This window comes from Prevotella disiens, assembly GCF_900454955.1.
Taxonomy (GTDB): Bacteria; Bacteroidota; Bacteroidia; order Bacteroidales; family Bacteroidaceae; genus Prevotella; species Prevotella disiens.
In genome coordinates, this window is sequence record NZ_UGTL01000001.1 from 696,685 (window position 1) to 713,246 (window position 16,562).

At 40.0% G+C, this 16,562-nt stretch carries 11 protein-coding genes and 1 pseudogene; 5 read left to right on the plus strand and 7 right to left on the minus strand.

Annotated elements, in window-relative coordinates; all coding sequences use genetic code 11:
• The first annotated feature begins 86 nt into the window (after positions 1–86).
• From DYI03_RS03080 to DYI03_RS03100, 4 genes and pseudogenes are all read left to right on the plus strand, one after another.
• The gene (locus DYI03_RS03080) at positions 87–1,484 is read left to right on the plus strand and encodes an IS5 family transposase (RefSeq protein WP_025064898.1); all 1,398 of its coding nucleotides are present in this window, start codon (positions 87–89) and stop codon (positions 1,482–1,484) included.
• 22 nt (positions 1,485–1,506) lie between these two features.
• Positions 1,507–2,319: pseudogene (locus tag DYI03_RS03085) on the plus strand (IS1380 family transposase); the annotation flags it as partial.
• Positions 2,320–3,241: 922 nt separating this feature from the next.
• Complete coding sequence (gene gdhA, locus DYI03_RS03095; protein ID WP_004358195.1) at positions 3,242–4,585, plus strand: NADP-specific glutamate dehydrogenase; 1,344 nt, start codon at positions 3,242–3,244, stop codon at positions 4,583–4,585.
• An 81-nt stretch (positions 4,586–4,666) separates the two neighbouring features.
• A complete protein-coding gene (locus DYI03_RS03100; RefSeq protein ID WP_021669677.1) occupies positions 4,667–5,371 on the plus strand; it encodes a septal ring lytic transglycosylase RlpA family protein in 705 nt (234 codons plus the stop codon).
• A 94-nt stretch (positions 5,372–5,465) separates the two neighbouring features.
• Here the strand turns inward: DYI03_RS03100 and DYI03_RS03105 are convergent, their stop codons facing one another.
• The 7 genes from DYI03_RS03105 to DYI03_RS03140 all read right to left on the minus strand — a co-directional run bounded on the left by DYI03_RS03105 (position 5,466) and on the right by DYI03_RS03140 (position 15,076).
• Positions 5,466–6,818 (minus strand): DUF2130 domain-containing protein, encoded by a 1,353-nt coding sequence (locus tag DYI03_RS03105; RefSeq protein WP_021669678.1) that lies wholly within the window; start codon positions 6,816–6,818, stop codon positions 5,466–5,468.
• A gap of 20 nt (positions 6,819–6,838) precedes the next feature.
• Positions 6,839–7,384: a hypothetical protein gene (locus DYI03_RS03110; protein WP_021669679.1), complete on the minus strand. Its 546-nt coding sequence runs from the start codon at positions 7,382–7,384 to the stop codon at positions 6,839–6,841.
• A 22-nt stretch (positions 7,385–7,406) separates the two neighbouring features.
• Positions 7,407–11,420 carry a DEAD/DEAH box helicase gene (locus DYI03_RS03115; RefSeq protein ID WP_021669680.1) on the minus strand — a complete coding sequence of 1,338 codons (4,014 nt, stop codon included), beginning with the start codon at positions 11,418–11,420 and terminating at the stop codon, positions 7,407–7,409.
• Between the two features lie 168 nt (positions 11,421–11,588).
• Entirely contained in the window at positions 11,589–12,617 is a 1,029-nt protein-coding gene (gene recA, locus DYI03_RS03120; RefSeq protein WP_021669681.1) for a recombinase RecA, read from the minus strand.
• Positions 12,618–12,841: 224 nt separating this feature from the next.
• On the minus strand, positions 12,842–13,171 hold the full coding sequence (locus DYI03_RS03130) for a TfoX/Sxy family protein (RefSeq protein WP_021669682.1): 330 nt from the start codon (positions 13,169–13,171) through the stop codon (positions 12,842–12,844).
• A gap of 34 nt (positions 13,172–13,205) precedes the next feature.
• The gene (locus tag DYI03_RS03135; protein WP_004358562.1) at positions 13,206–14,444 is read right to left on the minus strand and encodes a saccharopine dehydrogenase family protein; all 1,239 of its coding nucleotides are present in this window, start codon (positions 14,442–14,444) and stop codon (positions 13,206–13,208) included.
• A gap of 11 nt (positions 14,445–14,455) precedes the next feature.
• The gene (locus tag DYI03_RS03140; RefSeq protein ID WP_021669683.1) at positions 14,456–15,076 is read right to left on the minus strand and encodes a DUF6621 family protein; all 621 of its coding nucleotides are present in this window, start codon (positions 15,074–15,076) and stop codon (positions 14,456–14,458) included.
• A gap of 858 nt (positions 15,077–15,934) precedes the next feature.
• Here DYI03_RS03140 and ruvA point away from each other — a divergent pair.
• The gene (gene ruvA, locus DYI03_RS03155; RefSeq protein WP_021669686.1) at positions 15,935–16,552 is read left to right on the plus strand and encodes a Holliday junction branch migration protein RuvA; all 618 of its coding nucleotides are present in this window, start codon (positions 15,935–15,937) and stop codon (positions 16,550–16,552) included.
• Positions 16,553–16,562 lie beyond the last annotated feature (10 nt).

Sequence of the window (16,562 nt, forward strand, 5' to 3'; positions counted from 1 at the left end):
TGATTATCAATAAAATAGCCTTTCTATTATTTGTATATATCTACAAGTTTTTGTATCTTTGCATGGTAAAATCTTGCAAATCAACAATGTATAAATCTCCATCCAACACCCATCAGGTATCAATGTTTTGGGACTTGGCATCCATGCTCAATCCCACCCATCCAATGTACAAACTTGCCAATCTGATAAATTGGGAAACCTTTGAGCGTTCCTTTGCCCCCTTGTACTGTAAGGACAACGGACGCATGGCCAAGCCTATCCGCCTGATGGTCGGTCTTATAGTGCTGAAGCATATTCGCAACGTCTCGGACGAGAGCGTCGTGGAACAGTTCTCGGAGAACGCCTACTACCAGTATTTTTGCGGAATGGAATCCTTCACCATCGCCAAACCTTGCGTACCGACGGAACTCGTGGAGTTCCGCCATCGCATTGGCGAAGCGGGTATGGAGTTGATTCTCAAGGAGAGCATCCGGGTAAATCTGCTGCTTGACGACAAGCGGAAAGAGAATGAAAACAGAAATGACGGCAAGGACGGTCGTGGACGCAAGTCCGACACCGAGCAGACAGCCTTTATCGACTCTACCGTGCAGGAGAAGAACGTCACGTTCCCCACGGATTCGAAACTCCTCAATAAAATCATCGGTTTCTGCCGCGACGTGGCTCATGCAGAGCACCTCAAGGTGCGCCAAAGCTATGCCAGGGAAATCAAGAGACTTAAGCTTGTGCAGCGTTTCCGTGGCAGGAAGAACAGTTCAGCCAAGGTAAGGAAGGCCGATCGTCGGATGCGCACCATCGCCGGAAGGCTGTTGCGCGAGCTGGTTCGGAATTTGCCCCCTGAGAACTCTTACCAAGAACGTATTGAGGTCTGCATGAAGTTCGTTAACGGCGAGAGAAGGGACGGTCATAAGATCTACTCCCTTCATGAGCCGGACGTGTTGTGCATCAGCAAGGGGAAGGACCACAAGAAATACGAGTTCGGCAATAAAGTCTCCCTTGTCAGACTGTGGAATGGTCTCATTGTCGGTGCATTATCTTTCCGCAATGAATACGACGGTCATACGATAGACAAGGCAATGGAGCAGGTCGGCAGGGTCTATGGCAGGAAAATCAAAAGACTCGCGGGGGATAGAGGGTATCGCGGGCAGGAAACGTGCGGAGAGACGAACATCATGATACCCGGCGTTCCCAAGGCAAGCGACTCGCCACACACGAAAAAGAAAAAACAAAGGTTCTTCCGCAAGAGAGCAGGAATAGAGCCTGTCATAGGGCACTGCAAAGCAGATCATCGATTGGGGAGAAACTTCTATAAGGGTCTCTTGGGTGATGCCATCAACGTGATGCTCGCTGCGGCTGCATTCAACTTCAAAAGAGCCATGCGGTTTCTTTTGTGCCTTATTCGAACCATGATAAAATGGAGTATCCAAGGAGTGGATTCCAACTTTAATGAAACAAAGGTGTTATCCAATACCTTTTGCGGGTTGTAAGTCGAGTTCTTGAGGGACGACTACATACAAGAAGTTCCCTGGTTATCGCCCTGGCGTGGCGGTTATTGGCGACTTAATCGTTGGCATTGAGAATAGCGATGGCAACACAAATGTTCGTTTTCATCAGAAGGACACGCTGAAGAGGTTCTTTGAGAGATTTGAACAGAACGGCCTTACTATCAATCGTTTCAGAGCTGACTGTGGATCATGTTCCGAGGAAATCGTAGAAGAAGTAGAGGAACACTGCAAATCCTTCTATATCCGCGCAAACCGCTGCAGTTCGCTCTACAATGAAATCTTTGCTCTCAGAGGTTGGAAAACTGAGGAAATCAATGGCATTGAGTTCGAATTGAACTCTATCCTTATTGAAAAGTGGAAGGGTAAAGCATACCGACTTGTGATTCAAAGACAGAAACGGTTGGATGGTGTATTGGTTCTCTGGGAAGGAGAATACACATACCGTTGTATCCTGACTAACGACTATGTATCTTCCGTAAGAGAGATTGTCGAGTTCTATAACCTTCGAGGGGGAAAGGAACGTATCTTCGATGATATGAACAATGGTTTCGGATGGGACCGATTGCCCAAATCCTTCATGGCAGAGAACACCGTGTTCCTTCTTCTTACAGCACTTATCCGTAACTTCTACAAGGCCATTATCCAAAGACTTGATGTAAAGAGGTTCGGACTCAATACAACAAGCCGCATAAAAGCGCTTGTCTTCAGGTTTGTCTCTGTACCAGCAAAGTGGATCAGGACATCAAGGCAGTATGTGCTGAATATCTATACTTGTAACAATGCTTACGCGGATGTGTTCCAGACAGATTTTGGATAACGCCTACAATTTATGGGTATGATACTGCGTATTGCCTCAAGTCGCATTGTGGGGTAAGGGGATGTTGTAGGCTGAAGTGGGGGATTTCAGTTCTAATTATCTGCAAATTCAGTAATGAGAGGATGTGTACACGCAAGAAGGACGTTGAAAAGTTAAGTTGCGGATTTGAGGAAATAAAATTTTTCTTTTCCACCTTAATATAATATAGTAGATTGTCCAATGAGGCTATCTCTCGGCTCTTATCCACTATAATTGAAAAAAAAGCCATGTTTCTCGTTCGTTTTTACGCTCTATTCCTTAACTTATGCGGAAAAAGAACAAACAACTCCTCGTTATGAAAACGAATAGTGCCTATTTTGCGCTTCAAAATAGGCTGTTTTGAAGTGCAAAACAATAGGTTTTTAAATCGAAAAGCGGTGGGTCTTTGCAACCAATTCATAATCAACTGTTTACAAAGGTGATATTTTCGCCTTAATCATTTCTCTTTTCAACCCGATAATAGAACAATTTACAACCATTTTGACCAATAATTCTTTAATTTTTCAGGACGAAAATCATTCCACTTTTCAAATCAGAAAGGTGTAGTAAGTGTTCCTTCTATCCGCAAAGAAAGTCAAGCGAACCGCAATTTATAACGTTAAAAAGATTAACAACTAAGAAATGACCAATTGTTCATTGGTAAAACTTAAAATAAAACAAAAATTTCAAAATATGAGGCAATAACTTTGCTTATAGTTGCAAAACTGATTATTAATTTGTTATTTTGCAAACTGATAATAAAAAATAAAAGCAACGAGACTTTAAAAATTGTTAGGAAGTATCCAAAAATATGGGGTTTTATTTGGCATTCTGATTTAATTTGAATAAATTTGCGGTATAGTTTAGAAAGACAAACACTAACATAAACATTTTCAAAATTACTATGGAAGTCAAAAAAATCATGCAGACCCTGGAACAAAAACATCCAGGTGAATCTGAGTACTTGCAAGCAGTACAAGAAGTTCTCGAATCTATCGAGGAAGTTTACAACCAACACCCTGAGTTCGAAAAGGCTCAGATTATTGAAAGAATGGTTGAACCAGAACGTATCTTCACTTTCCGTGTAACATGGATTGACGATAGCGGTAAAGTTCAAACTAACCTTGGTTATCGCGTACAATTCAATAGCGCAATTGGCCCATACAAAGGCGGTCTCCGTTTCCACAAGGCAGTTACACCTTCTATGTTGAAGTTCCTCGGTTTCGAACAAACATTCAAGAACGCACTTACAACATTGCCTATGGGTGGTGGTAAAGGTGGTTCAGACTTCGACCCAGTTGGTAAGTCAGACGCTGAAATCATGCGTTTCTGCCAAGCATTCATGCTTGAACTCCGCCACAATATCGGTCCAGACCAAGATATTCCTGCTGGTGACGTAGGTGTTGGTGGTCGCGAAATTGGTTTCATGAACGGTATGTACCAAAAACTTACTCGTCAATACCACACAGGTGTGCTCACAGGTAAAGGTTTGACATGGGGTGGTTCTTTCTTCCGTCCAGAAGCTACAGGCTACGGCGCTCTTTATTTCACAATGCACCTCCTCAAGAAGGCTGGCAAAGATATTAAGGGTAAGAAGATTGCTCTCTCTGGCTTCGGTAACGTAGCATGGGGTGCTGCAGAAAAAGCTACAGAGCTCGGTGGTAAGGTTGTTGCAATCTCTGGTCCTGATGGTGTTTGCGAAATCCCAGAAGGTATCACAAAGGAAATGATTGACTACATGCTCGAAATGCGTAGCTCTAACCGCAACAAGGTAGAAGATATGGCTACTAAGTTCCCAGGTCAAGCTAAGTTCACAGCTGGTAAGAAGGCTTGGAGCATTCCTGTTGACATCGCTCTTCCATGTGCATTCCAAAACGAACTTAGCGAAGACGACGCTAAAGAATTGGTTAAGAACGGCTGCTGGTGCTGCTGCGAAGTTTCAAACATGGGTTGCCAACCAGGTGCTATCCACTACTTCCAAAAGAACGGTATCCTCTTCGCACCTGGTAAGGCTGTAAACGCTGGTGGTGTAGCTACTTCTGGTCTTGAAATGACACAAAACGCTGCTCACTTGAACTGGGCTCCTGCTGAAGTAAACGACAAGTTGCAATGGATTATGGAAAGTATCCACGAACAATGCGTTAAGTTCGGTGAACAAAAAGATGGTACAATTGACTACGTTAAGGGTGCTAACATCGCTGGTTTCATGAAGGTAGCTCAGGCTATGCTTGAACAAGGTGTAATCTAATAAGGTTCTCCAATCTCTCCCACAACAAAGTGGGAGGGATTAAAAAATACATTACTAAGGGGGGACTGATAAAAATCGCTTATGGATAAATTTAGAAATCTCCTCGTAGTAACAACAACTATAATAGGCTTTACGGCTTCGACTGCGCTCTATGCACAATCAAGCGGTAAAGCCTCTTATTATGGTAATAGTTTGCACGGAAGAAAGATGAGCAATGGCGAACGTTACGACCGTAACGATTTCACATGCGCCCATAGAACATTGCCTTTTGGAACACAACTAAGGGTTACAAATACAAAAAATGGTAACTCATGTATTGTGCGAGTTACCGACCGTGGACCATTTATAAAGGGAAGAATTGTAGATTTATCTTATGCAGCAGCACGAGAATTAGGAATGCTATCGGCAGGCGTGGCTTATATAAAGGTGGAAGTAATGCCAAAAGATGTAGAAATTCCATATACTTCTGAACAAAATGTTTTGCAAGTACCTGAAGTGGAATATGGTTTAGCGGGTGTTTGCTACGAATTTATACCTGAATGGGAAGCAGAAGGGAAAGACGATAAACCAAAAACAATACAAAGGAAGGTTAAAACAACGTTGCACCCAAAGAAAACGAGAACGGCAACAACGCAAAAAAGAAACCAAAAAGTGGGGCAAAAGTCTGCAACAATGCCTACCAACAAACCTGTTACAAAGTCAGCAACACCGCAAAAAGAGAAGTCAAATAGTTGGACAGACTTCTTTAAAAACATAAAAAAGGGTGTTATAAGTCTTTTTGATTAAAAAGAAAAGGCGTGTAATCAAACACGCCCTTATTGCTTTTGCTTTATGATGTTAGCCTCCCAAACTTCTATTACGTTTAGATTTTTGAATGGATTTACCCTTTTGACAGTTCACGAGCCTCATCAAACTTGGCTTTCATCGTTGGATTTTTATAAGTGAGTCTACGAATTGTAAGGTCTTCCGTGTCCTGATTGGCCAAGCGGAGATTGTTTTCAGAACTCTGAAGTTCCTCTTTCACCTTTTGGAGTTTCTTGATTGTAGCATCAATACTCTCAATAGCACTTGTAAATTTCTTAGAATGTAGCTCGTAATGGCGCATGAATTTCGAACGAAAATCTTCAATCTTATTTTCAAAATTGGTAACATCTACCTCCTTACTTTGTGCTGCAATGAGTTGTCGTTTATAGTCTAAACTCTTTTTTGAAGTTTGCACCAGGAGCGTAATCAGAGGGATAAAGAACTGCGGACGAATGACATACATCTTCTCAAAGCGGTGCGACATATCAACAATTCCACCATTATAAAGTTCGCTATCAGGCTCTAATAAACTGACCAATACTGCGTATTCGCAATTCTTCTTGCGCCTATCGTCGTCGAGTTTCTTTAAAAAATCTTCGTTTTTATGCTTTGTGGCGGTTTCGTCCATTTCGTTTTTCATTTCAAACATAATGGAAACATATTCAAGACCATCCTCTAAATCACGGAAAATGAAGTCTCCTTTTGTGCCATCGCTTGCATCGTTATCCTTTTCAAAGTAAGCTGTAGGCATAATAGGACGCAAAAATTGTCCGAACTGGGTAGCACAGTGTTGTTCAAGCGTTTCCCCTACCATTTTAGTAGACAGCTTTGCCTTCATATCCTTGTAGTAATCGACCATTTCTTGCATACGTTGCATATCGTCAGAATGCTTCTTTTTGAGTGCCACTTCGTTGAGTTGAGCCTCTTGCGAATGGAGTTTTGCCTCCGATTGAAGTTGTTCTATCTTGCGTTCCTTCTCTTGAAGGACAGCCGAAGCCCGCTCTTTTTCTTGCATAATCGCAATTTGCTTTGCAGCCTCATACTCCTTTAATTGGGCTTTTAAGTCGGAAATTTCCTTGTCTTTGTCCACTTTTGCTAAAGCGACCTCACTCTTTTTAAGGCTATTCATGTTGGCTATTTCAGCTTTAAGGCGTGCTATTTCAGCCATTTGTTCAGTTCTTACATGGTCTATTTCAGCATCTTTACGCGCCAATTCTTGTTCTCGTTTGTTGAGCTCTGATTGGAATTTCTGTTCCACTTTCGACTTTTCGAGTTCGGTTTCGGCAGCATGTTTCTCGTTCAACTCACTTAATCGACGTTCTATTTCACGATGAAATTCATCGGTTTTTACTTGACTTACAATCGAAGCATAGTCGGCTTCGTTCACTGTAAATACACTTCCACATTTCGGGCATTTTAGTTCTTCCATGTTAGTAGTTTTTAAAAGGGTTATTGTATGGCGGTCATTTTATAGCCTAAACGTTTGAGTTCCATTGCAACACCAAAATTATAGAGTTGATGAAGGGCAGCTACAAAGGCTTTGAAAGCCTCTTTTGTGCCAGGTTCCACATTTAAGCGGCGCAATTTATTGTAAGTTCGTGCAGCACATTCGCCTACGAGTTGCTCCAAACTTTGCGCCTCGTCAGCAGAAAGCAATAGCACTTTTTCACGGATATAGTCGTCCGTATGGTCGAAATCGGTTTGGTCGCGAAGATAGGCATACAGGTTTTCCACCTTACTATATAAAGCCCAATCTTCGTCCCAATATTTTGCAAGAGCCATACCCACATACATTATCCAGCCGAGGGCAACTGTTGGATAGGCAGGAAACTCACGAATGGCATCAGGCATATAAGCTTCGACTATCTTTACCCAAAGTTCGTCAAGGTCGGGAGCCTCTGGCAGACGCTCATCTACTTCCTTGTGCAACAATAAATATTGGTATAAATCATCTTTTATGGTCTGTTCAAATTCGTTGATGATATTCTTTTCCATTTTATAAGTAGTTCTTTAAAAATTATTTATTGCGCAAAAGTTCTAACAATTCAGCTTGTGTCATAGCGTGTGCCATATCCGTTCCCTCTAATAATGAGTCGGCAAGGTCGCGTTTTGTTTTGTGTAAGCGGAGAATTTTCTCCTCTATGGTATGTTGAGCAATAAGCCTGTAAACCGTAACATCTTGTTCTTGCCCAATGCGATAGGCACGGTCGGTGGCTTGTTGCTCAATGGCAGGATTCCACCATGGGTCTAAATGAATGACATAATTAGCCCCCGTAAGGTTCAAACCTAAGCCACCAGCTTTCAAACTGATGAGGAAAAATGGGCAATCGCCCTCTTGAAACTCACGTACCAATTGTTCACGCTTTTTCATTGGTGTGCTACCGTCTAAATAAAGGTAAGGCAAATGGGTTTTATCCATCATCTTTTTGATTTCAGCAAAATAGCTTGTAAATTGAGAAAACACCAAAGCACGGTTGCCGCTATCGTTTAAACTTTCAGCCAAATCAATGAATGCCAATGTTTTAGAACTTACTCCTTCCCATTTCTTATCTACTAAAGCTGTGCTACAAGCCAATTGTCGCAAGCGAGTTATTTCGGCTAACGTGCTGACACTAACATTCTTTTCTACCTCAACCATAGCCTCTGCCTGCGCTCGTTGTAGTTCATACCGTGCCATTTCTGTGTCTGATAGTTCGACAGGGCGCACAACTTCGTTCTTTTCGGGCAGTTCCTCAATAACCTCTCCCTTTGTTCGGCGAAGAAGGAAAGGCGAAATGAGTTTGCGGAGTTGTATTTGACGACTTTTATTGCGGTCGCCTTCGATTGGTAGAATGTACTTTTTCTTAAACGCATCGGCACTCCCCAACAAGCCAGGGTTAATGAATTGGAACAAATTCCATAGCTCTGACAAGTGGTTTTGGATAGGTGTACCCGTAAGAATAACCTTTCTTTTGGCACGCAACTTCATCGCCGATTTCGACATTTTAGTGGTTGGGTTTTTGATAGTGTGTGCTTCGTCTAAACAAATCACATTCCATTCTTGCTCAATGAGTTCTGCCTCATTTATGTTGATCATGGCGTAGGTTGCCAAAACTATATCGCCCTGTTTAGCTTTCTTAATCATTGCCGCACGGTCATCGGCTGAATTGAGGATTAAAACATTGAGTGATGGGGCAAATTTGCGAATTTCGTTGCGCCAATTGGGTACAACTGAGGCTGGTGCAACGACCAATGATGCCCCTTCTTTCTTCTGTTCCAAAAGTAAAGAAATGGTTTGTAATGTCTTACCAAGACCCATATCGTCAGCCAAACACACACCTGCGCCCCACGATGTTACACGTGATAACCACTCAAAACCCTCCTCTTGATATTTGCGTAAATCGGCTTTTAAAGTTTTAGGTACACGAGGTTGCAATTTAGAACTTTCGGCAATGCGTTGGCGAAGGCTCTCCATGTTTTCTTGTCCTTTAATATTTAAGGTTTCGTCGGAGAGAATATCGTTGAGCAAGCCCACACCTGCTGGTGCTATTTGAAGGTGGTTTCTATTGTCGGAAGTTGCGGTATCCAATTGTTTTAAGATGCGCTCCAACTGTTTGCTGAGGGTAATATACTCCTTATCGCCTATACGAATAAACCCTTTTTGAGAACTATCGCGCATCATTTCCAATAACTGTTGCAAGGAAATTATTTCATTTTCAGCAATCTGAACATCGCCTTCCACCTCAAACCAACCATTCTTTTGCTTGAAAGAAAGGTTGAGTTTATTGCTTTGAACAGACTGATGAAACTTCAAGGCAGCATCTTCTGGCCATTCCAATTGACAGATGTCTTCGTGCTTTTTAGCCCAATCCATAAATTTTAAGAGTTGGAAAGTAGAAAGGGAAAATGCTACTTTAGAATACAAGGTATCGTCGAACGTGTAGTCGGATAGTGGTTCAAAACCTTCTAATGAGTTGATAATAAGTTGTAAATTGGCTTTTTCGGCTTCCAAATCACGCAAAATATTGACACGTTTTCCGTCTTTTTCAATGATTGTAGCCACATTACCCTCGCCAGGAATAAACGAAAGTAGGTCGGAATATTCTATGAAAAAAGAAAGATTAAAGGTGTCGTATTGAGCTGGAACAATGCGAACAGTAACAAAAGAAGGGGCTTTCTCTTGCTGAATATCGTTTAGTTCGCTAACCATATTCGAGTGAATTTCGGTTTTTCCACCTATCGATTTAATCAACTTTGTAATCAATGGCTCGGCTTCAGCAGGAAAAATTTCAGTTTTTAATAGTTGGTTGTAAATGTTGAGTTCGTACTCCGTAGGTTGGAAAACGGAATAATCGAAAGTTGAATTTTTAATATAATAGAATCTATTTTTAACAGGTTCGGCTTCAGAGATGTTGCTTGAAACTTCAAAACTTCCATTTTTTTTCTTATTGATAATTAGAAATGGCTTGTCTAAGTGTACATTGACGAGCTTTCTTTCGTTGTTAAGCTGAGCATAGATATGGTTGCAGCCGATGAAAAGGTGGATATTATCATAAAAACTTAACAATGACGACCACGCCTGTACGCCCTTTTGAATCTTGCGGTCGCTATCATCTAAGTAGGATTCATCCAATTGCATAAACTTATTCATTGTCATTTTTGTGCCAACAGACCATTTCCCACTATTGAGAAGTTTCTTTTCAATTGGAGTAATGTAGCCATAATCTAAATGGAAAACTATTTTTTTCTGTTGTGCATTTAACGCTTTTTCTTCCTTTTTTTGATTGGCTTCATTGATAATAGCCTCTAATTTAGCTTGCCATAGTGGGGTAATTCTTATCTCGTTTATGATAGATGAGCCGCCAAAAAGGTCTTCTACATTATCCGATTCGGGGACAATGCCCATTGGTTTCATTTCGTTGCGCAAAAAAGCAGCGGTGGGTTGATGTCGGGTAAGGTCTATTCTGTATTTTTTTTCCGACTCTTTTTCAAGGCGTTTAAGGAGTGTCCAAATAAAATAAAGGTAAGTAACATTTTCATTGGTTGAGAACCCTACTTCGGTACTCGTAGAGTTGGGAAGGTCTTTATGTAAAATAAAATAATTGTAAATGATTTTTACAAAGGTAAAAAGAAAGATGTTAGAATTTGATACTTCCTTTTTCGACAATAATTCCAACTTCTTTATGCTCGATTTGCTATTGGTAAGCAACATGGCAAGGGCATAAAAATAGTTGCTGATAGTATCTGAAAATATATTTTTTGAATGATTTAAATTATTGAAAGATTGCATCGCTTTGATATAGAGCTTACCTGCTGCCTCATAATTCTTCTTGTATAGCTGTTGAATGGCGGCTATTTGCAAGGTGTATTTATCGGCAATTGTAGTTGCAAGGTCAATGCAAATTTTTCCTGTTGCTATGTAATAGAAGAACGCAAAACAATTGATGAGTTCATGATACGAACTGTCTTTTTTGCGATTTTCTATTAATTGGAGGATTCTTTCCCATGGAAATGCCACGTCATTGTCAATAATTTCGTTGCATTTTGGGGTGAGTATAGTGATTAATGTGTCTTCTCTGAGTTCTGATATTAAGAAATCAAATTCAGGAAGACCAATAATGGGCGTTATAAAGGGTACTCTTTCGTCTACGGAAAATTGAAAATAGATGAGGTTCTTTAAAGATTTTGGATTTGAAAGTAATTCCAATAAATCTTTAATTATCTTTTTTGAACTGTAAGAAAGCACGCTAATATGCTCTGTTATAGTTGTAAACGACCTATAAAGTTTAATATTTTCTTTCTTTTTTAGCTCGTAAAGTGCCTTTAAAACATATTCTTTTTTAAGCTGATAAATGCTCTTTGCAGAATAATAACTAACTACTTTGCTGACAAATTGTTGCTGCATCAACGATTCTAAAACCTCGTAACAAAAAGGTTGAGGGATTATTTTTGCTGCGTATTTTGTGTAAATTTTCTTTGTAATTTCATTGCCATAATTGATAGCAAAGAACATTACAATTGCTTTTTCGTATGCGTTTAATTTGTCAAACATATTCTTTATTGCGTTATGTATTAATAAATAGTTTAAATTAATATATGATTTAAATTAAAAAACAATTCTATTATAAGGTAAAATCTATTCTCTTCCTTTTCAAAATACATAAAAAAGACGGAAGAAGGGGGATATGACTCTTTCTTTCGTCTTTTTTCTTATAAGTTTTTATGCGTTTTGTTTAGCAGCAATGGCTTCGTTTATCAATTGGCTAACCTCTTCAACGAGTTCAGGATTGTCTTTCAACATAGTTTTTGTAGCATCTCTGCCTTGTGCTAACTTAGTTCCATTGTAGCTAAACCAACTTCCACTCTTTTGAATGATGTTGTATTCCACACCCAAATCGAGGATTTCGCCTACCTTAGAAATGCCTTCGCCAAAGAGAATTTCAAACTCTACTTTGCGGAAAGGAGGGGCTACTTTGTTCTTTACAACCTTCACACGAACTTGATTACCAATGATATTGTCGCCATCTTTCACCGAAGTAACACGACGAATATCCAATCTTACAGAACTATAAAACTTTAATGCGTTACCACCCGTTGTTGTTTCAGGATTGCCAAACATCACTCCAATCTTCTCACGCAACTGGTTGATGAAGATACAGCAGGTGTTTGTTTTGCTAATGGTAGAGGTAAGTTTGCGCAAAGCCTGACTCATTAAACGTGCTTGTAAGCCCACATTAGAGTCGCCCATGTCGCCTTCGATTTCTTTTTTAGGCGTAAGCGCAGCCACAGAGTCCACCACGAGAATATCAATTGCCGATGAACGAATCAATTGGTCGGCTATTTCCAATGCTTGCTCACCATTATCAGGCTGTGAAATCCAAAGATTATCAACATCAACTCCTAACTTTTGAGCATAAAAGCGGTCGAAAGCGTGTTCTGCATCAATAAAAGCTGCGATACCACCCGCCTTCTGTGCTTCTGCAATAGCATGTATGGCAAGCGTTGTTTTACCCGAACTTTCAGGACCATATATCTCTATAATGCGTCCACGAGGATAGCCACCAACGCCTAAAGCAACATCAAGTCCGATGCTACCTGTTGGGATTACTTCCACGTTTTCTATTTGCTCGTCGCCCATTCTCATGATAGAGCCTTTACCAAAGTCCTTTTCTATTTTCGACATCGCTGCTTGCAAGGCTTTCAATTTGCCTTCGCTAGCAGATAATTCTTCTTTATTTTCTTTTGCCATTTTGTATTTATTTTACGTTGTAATTTAAACTTTTTGTTTTTTCTTGCCGCTTCGTTGTCGCTGAAATAGCACATTCGACAGCGAAAGTTACAAGCTAATGCTGGATCTATATTCAAACTCAAATAACGCCGCTTGGTTATGTGCAACGCCAAAATGCCCAAGAGTTTTACTTTTGGGCTTTTTATTTTTTGGTAAACCTTTAATAGTTTGTATATATTCATTGGTTATAGCGCATTCTTTTGCTTATTTCTTTTTTTAGGATACGGCAAAACTTCTGCTAAGATAGTAACTACTCGGACAGCGTTGTCAGCTTTTGAAACGTCTAATATGTAATGTTCTTTAGCTCCATCATAGGGAAATCCTTTTTCAGCTCCTACCATTAACGTTTCTATCGCTTTGTGTTGCTTCACAAAAGCAATATTATCGCAAGCGATGATGACAGGTTTTTCGTTGGCATATATCATATATTCGCCAAACATTTTTCTGTATCTGATGTCGCCAACAGGGGCTATTTGCTCGCAAACAAATTCAATGAAGTCTAAAGAACATGCCATATTATGATTGAAAGCGTTTCTTTGTTCTTACAGCTTACAACTCTAAGTCGCCCCCGAACACTTCATGCCAAGGCAAACCTTGTTTGTTGAGTTGTTCCATGAATGGGTCTGGGTCGAAATCTTCCAAATTCCAAACGCCTGGTTTGCGCCAAATGCCTTTGAAGAACATCATTGCGCCAATCATTGCAGGCACACCTGTGGTGTAACTTACGCCTTGCATACCCGTTTCTTCGTAGGCTTCTTGATGCTTGCAGTTGTTGTAAACATAGTAAGTTTGTTCCTTTCCGTCCTTAATACCACGAATGCGGCAACCGATAGAGGTTTCTCCGTCATAGTTTTCGCCTAAGTCTTGTGGGTTAGGCAATACGGCTTTAAGGAATTGTAATGGCACAATTTTAACCTTTGCAGTCTTTCCAGAGTTGTCAGCCAATGGTGCTTCGTATTCAATTTCGTCAATACGACTCATGCCAAGGTTTTGTATGCAATCCAAATAAGTGAGGTATTGCTGTCCGAAAGTCATCCAAAAGCGAGCGCGCTTAATGGTTGGATAGTTCTTTACCAACGATTCCAACTCTTCGTGGTGCATTAAATAAGAATCACGAGGACCAATATTTGGATAAGTCAAGTCTTGATGGACCTTCAAAGGTTCAGTTTCTATCCATTCTCCATTCTCGTAATAAAGTCCTTTTTGGGTGATTTCACGGATATTTATTTCAGGATTAAAGTTGGTTGCAAATGCTTTGTGGTGGTTACCAGCGTTGCAATCTACAATATCGAGGTAATGAATTTCATCGAAATAATGCTTTGCTGCGTAAGCAGTGAATACTTGTGATACACCAGGGTCGAATCCACAACCGAGGATAGCGGTCAATCCAGCCTTTTCAAACTTATCTTTGTAAGCCCATTGCCAACTATATTCAAAGTGAGCTTCGTCCTTTGGTTCATAATTTGCGGTGTCCAAATAGTTGCAACCGCAAGCCAAACAAGCCTCCATAATGGTTAAATCTTGATAAGGCAAAGCGAGGTTTACCACCAATTCAGGTTGAAACGAATTGAACAAATCCTTCAATTGTTCCACATCGTCAGCATCTACTTGCGCTGTTTTTATGTCAGCCTTGTAGCCTTTATCGTGGATAGCCTTGACCAATTCGTCGCATTTTTCCTTGCGACGGCTTGCAATCATAAACTCAGTAAACACGTCCTGATTTTGGACAATCTTAAATGCGGCAACCGTAGCAACGCCACCTGCGCCAATCATAAGTACTCTTCCCATATTATATCTTTTTATTTTATTTTTCTTTTAATTTCTTCTGCTCTTATGCCCATTGCATTCATGAGCGGATAGCCCAATATTTGTTGTTTAAAGTTGCCTCCTTCCATAGGCATCATGGCAAACATCGTAATGTGTTTCTCTTCGTCGTCAGCGTCTTTCACTGTGTTTCTGATGACATCATACACGTTGCTGTCTTCGGCATTTGGCACAATCATGATGCGATGCACATCGTTGTGGTTCAATGCTATTTTAAGTACATCAAGTAGCACCGCATCTTTATCGGTCATTTGGCTACCTGTTGCAATGGTGTTAATGATAAATTCGCCCAATTGTTCGTCTTTGAAAGCCTTTTTATTTAGTTCGCTTTCGAAATTGGCAGGCATGAAATTTTCAAATTTAGAATTATTTTTATCGTGCAATACCACCACTTGCGTTTCGTGATTGCCTGGCTTTAATCTGCCATCAAGCGCAATAGCAACTACCCATTGGCTAAAGTCTGCCACTGGAATCTGTCTGTTGAGCATTCGCTCGAAGTTCACAATGAGGTTAAACGCCACTTTGTCCACGTAATCTCCGTCGACAATAATAATGTTTTCGCTCATTCGTATGTTCTTAGAATCTTGTATATTCATTGCTACAAAGTTACAATAAAAGGGCTGAAATGCAAAATATTTAACTACTTTTTGGCACTCTATAAATTCAAAGCTTGATGAAAAATGCCGTTACAAAAACATTGTCATATAGACAGGCAGCTGCATTACGTTTTGATTGGCTTCGAAATCCTTTGTATATATAAGGTATCTGTTCTTGATTCTTTCAGAATATTTTTCGCAAAACGCATCTAATGACGCATGAGTCTTGTTCTTTCCATTTCAACATTTGGTCGTATAGTTTTCTGCGAAAAATTATTTTTTTCCATCTTTTATTCTCCGTTTTAATCCTTGCGAAGTTACAGTTTTTTTCTTTTCCACCAAATGTTTTATGCTAAAATGCCGTTTTCCACCAAATTTATTTCTTTGTTTTGCCGTCTTCCACCAAATGTTTTGATTTGATGGGAGTTGTTTTGATGTAATATTGTTCTAAAATCGTGTAATAAAACGCTATAATTTTGAATAGTGAAGATGGTGTTTTGTAAGTGATTTATAATCAATTAGTTGTGTTATTTTATATTTTTATATCTTCAATCTTTGCTATTTGTGATAAAAAAACAGGCTGTTTTGAGGCTCAAAATAGGCTGTTTTTTTATTAAAAACAATAGGTTTTGTAAAATGGTGGGTTTTGTATTGTAAAACAAAACGAAAGATTGTTCTATTTTTCTAATTTCTTTTTTCATCAATTTCGTTGCGTTTGTTTGTTGAAAACGAAATCGTTTGTTGAGGCTTAAATCCACATTTTTTCTGCGATGATGCAATAAAGCAGCGACATGGTCGTTATAAATAAGGTATATACAAAATACCTGCTCGCAGGTTTTTATAACAGAAAATTCTTTTATGATAGAATATATTAAGGGCGAATTGGCAGAATTGACCCCTGCATTGGCAGTTGTCGAAGCAAATGGTGTGGGCTATGGGCTTAATATTTCGCTTAATACATACGGAGTTATACAAGGTAAGAAGAGTGTAAAACTCTTTGTTCATGAGGCGATTAGTATGGGTGGGCGTGATGATAGTTATACGCTTTACGGATTTGCCAATAAGCAAGAACGTGGACTTTACCGATTGCTCATTACCGTTTCGGGTGTGGGAGCAAACACGGCACGCATGATACTTTCTTCCTTAACGCCAGCTGAATTGTGTAATGTGATAGCTAATGGTGATGAAAAAATGTTGAAAGCAGTGAAGGGAATAGGTCTTAAAACGGCACAACGCATCATCGTTGACCTTAAAGATAAGATTGTTCAAAGTGGAATTGCCGAGGAATTACACGTTAGTAGTCAGCCAAATGCCGCCAATGTTAATAATGCTGTGAAGGACGAAGCCGTGGGTGCGCTCACGATGTTGGGTTTCTCGCCAGCGCCATCGGCTAAAGTAGTGGTAGATATTTTGACCGAACAACCAGATTTACCAGTAGAGCAAGTGGTAAAATTGGCGTTGAAGCAAATAAAATAACATAAGTTGT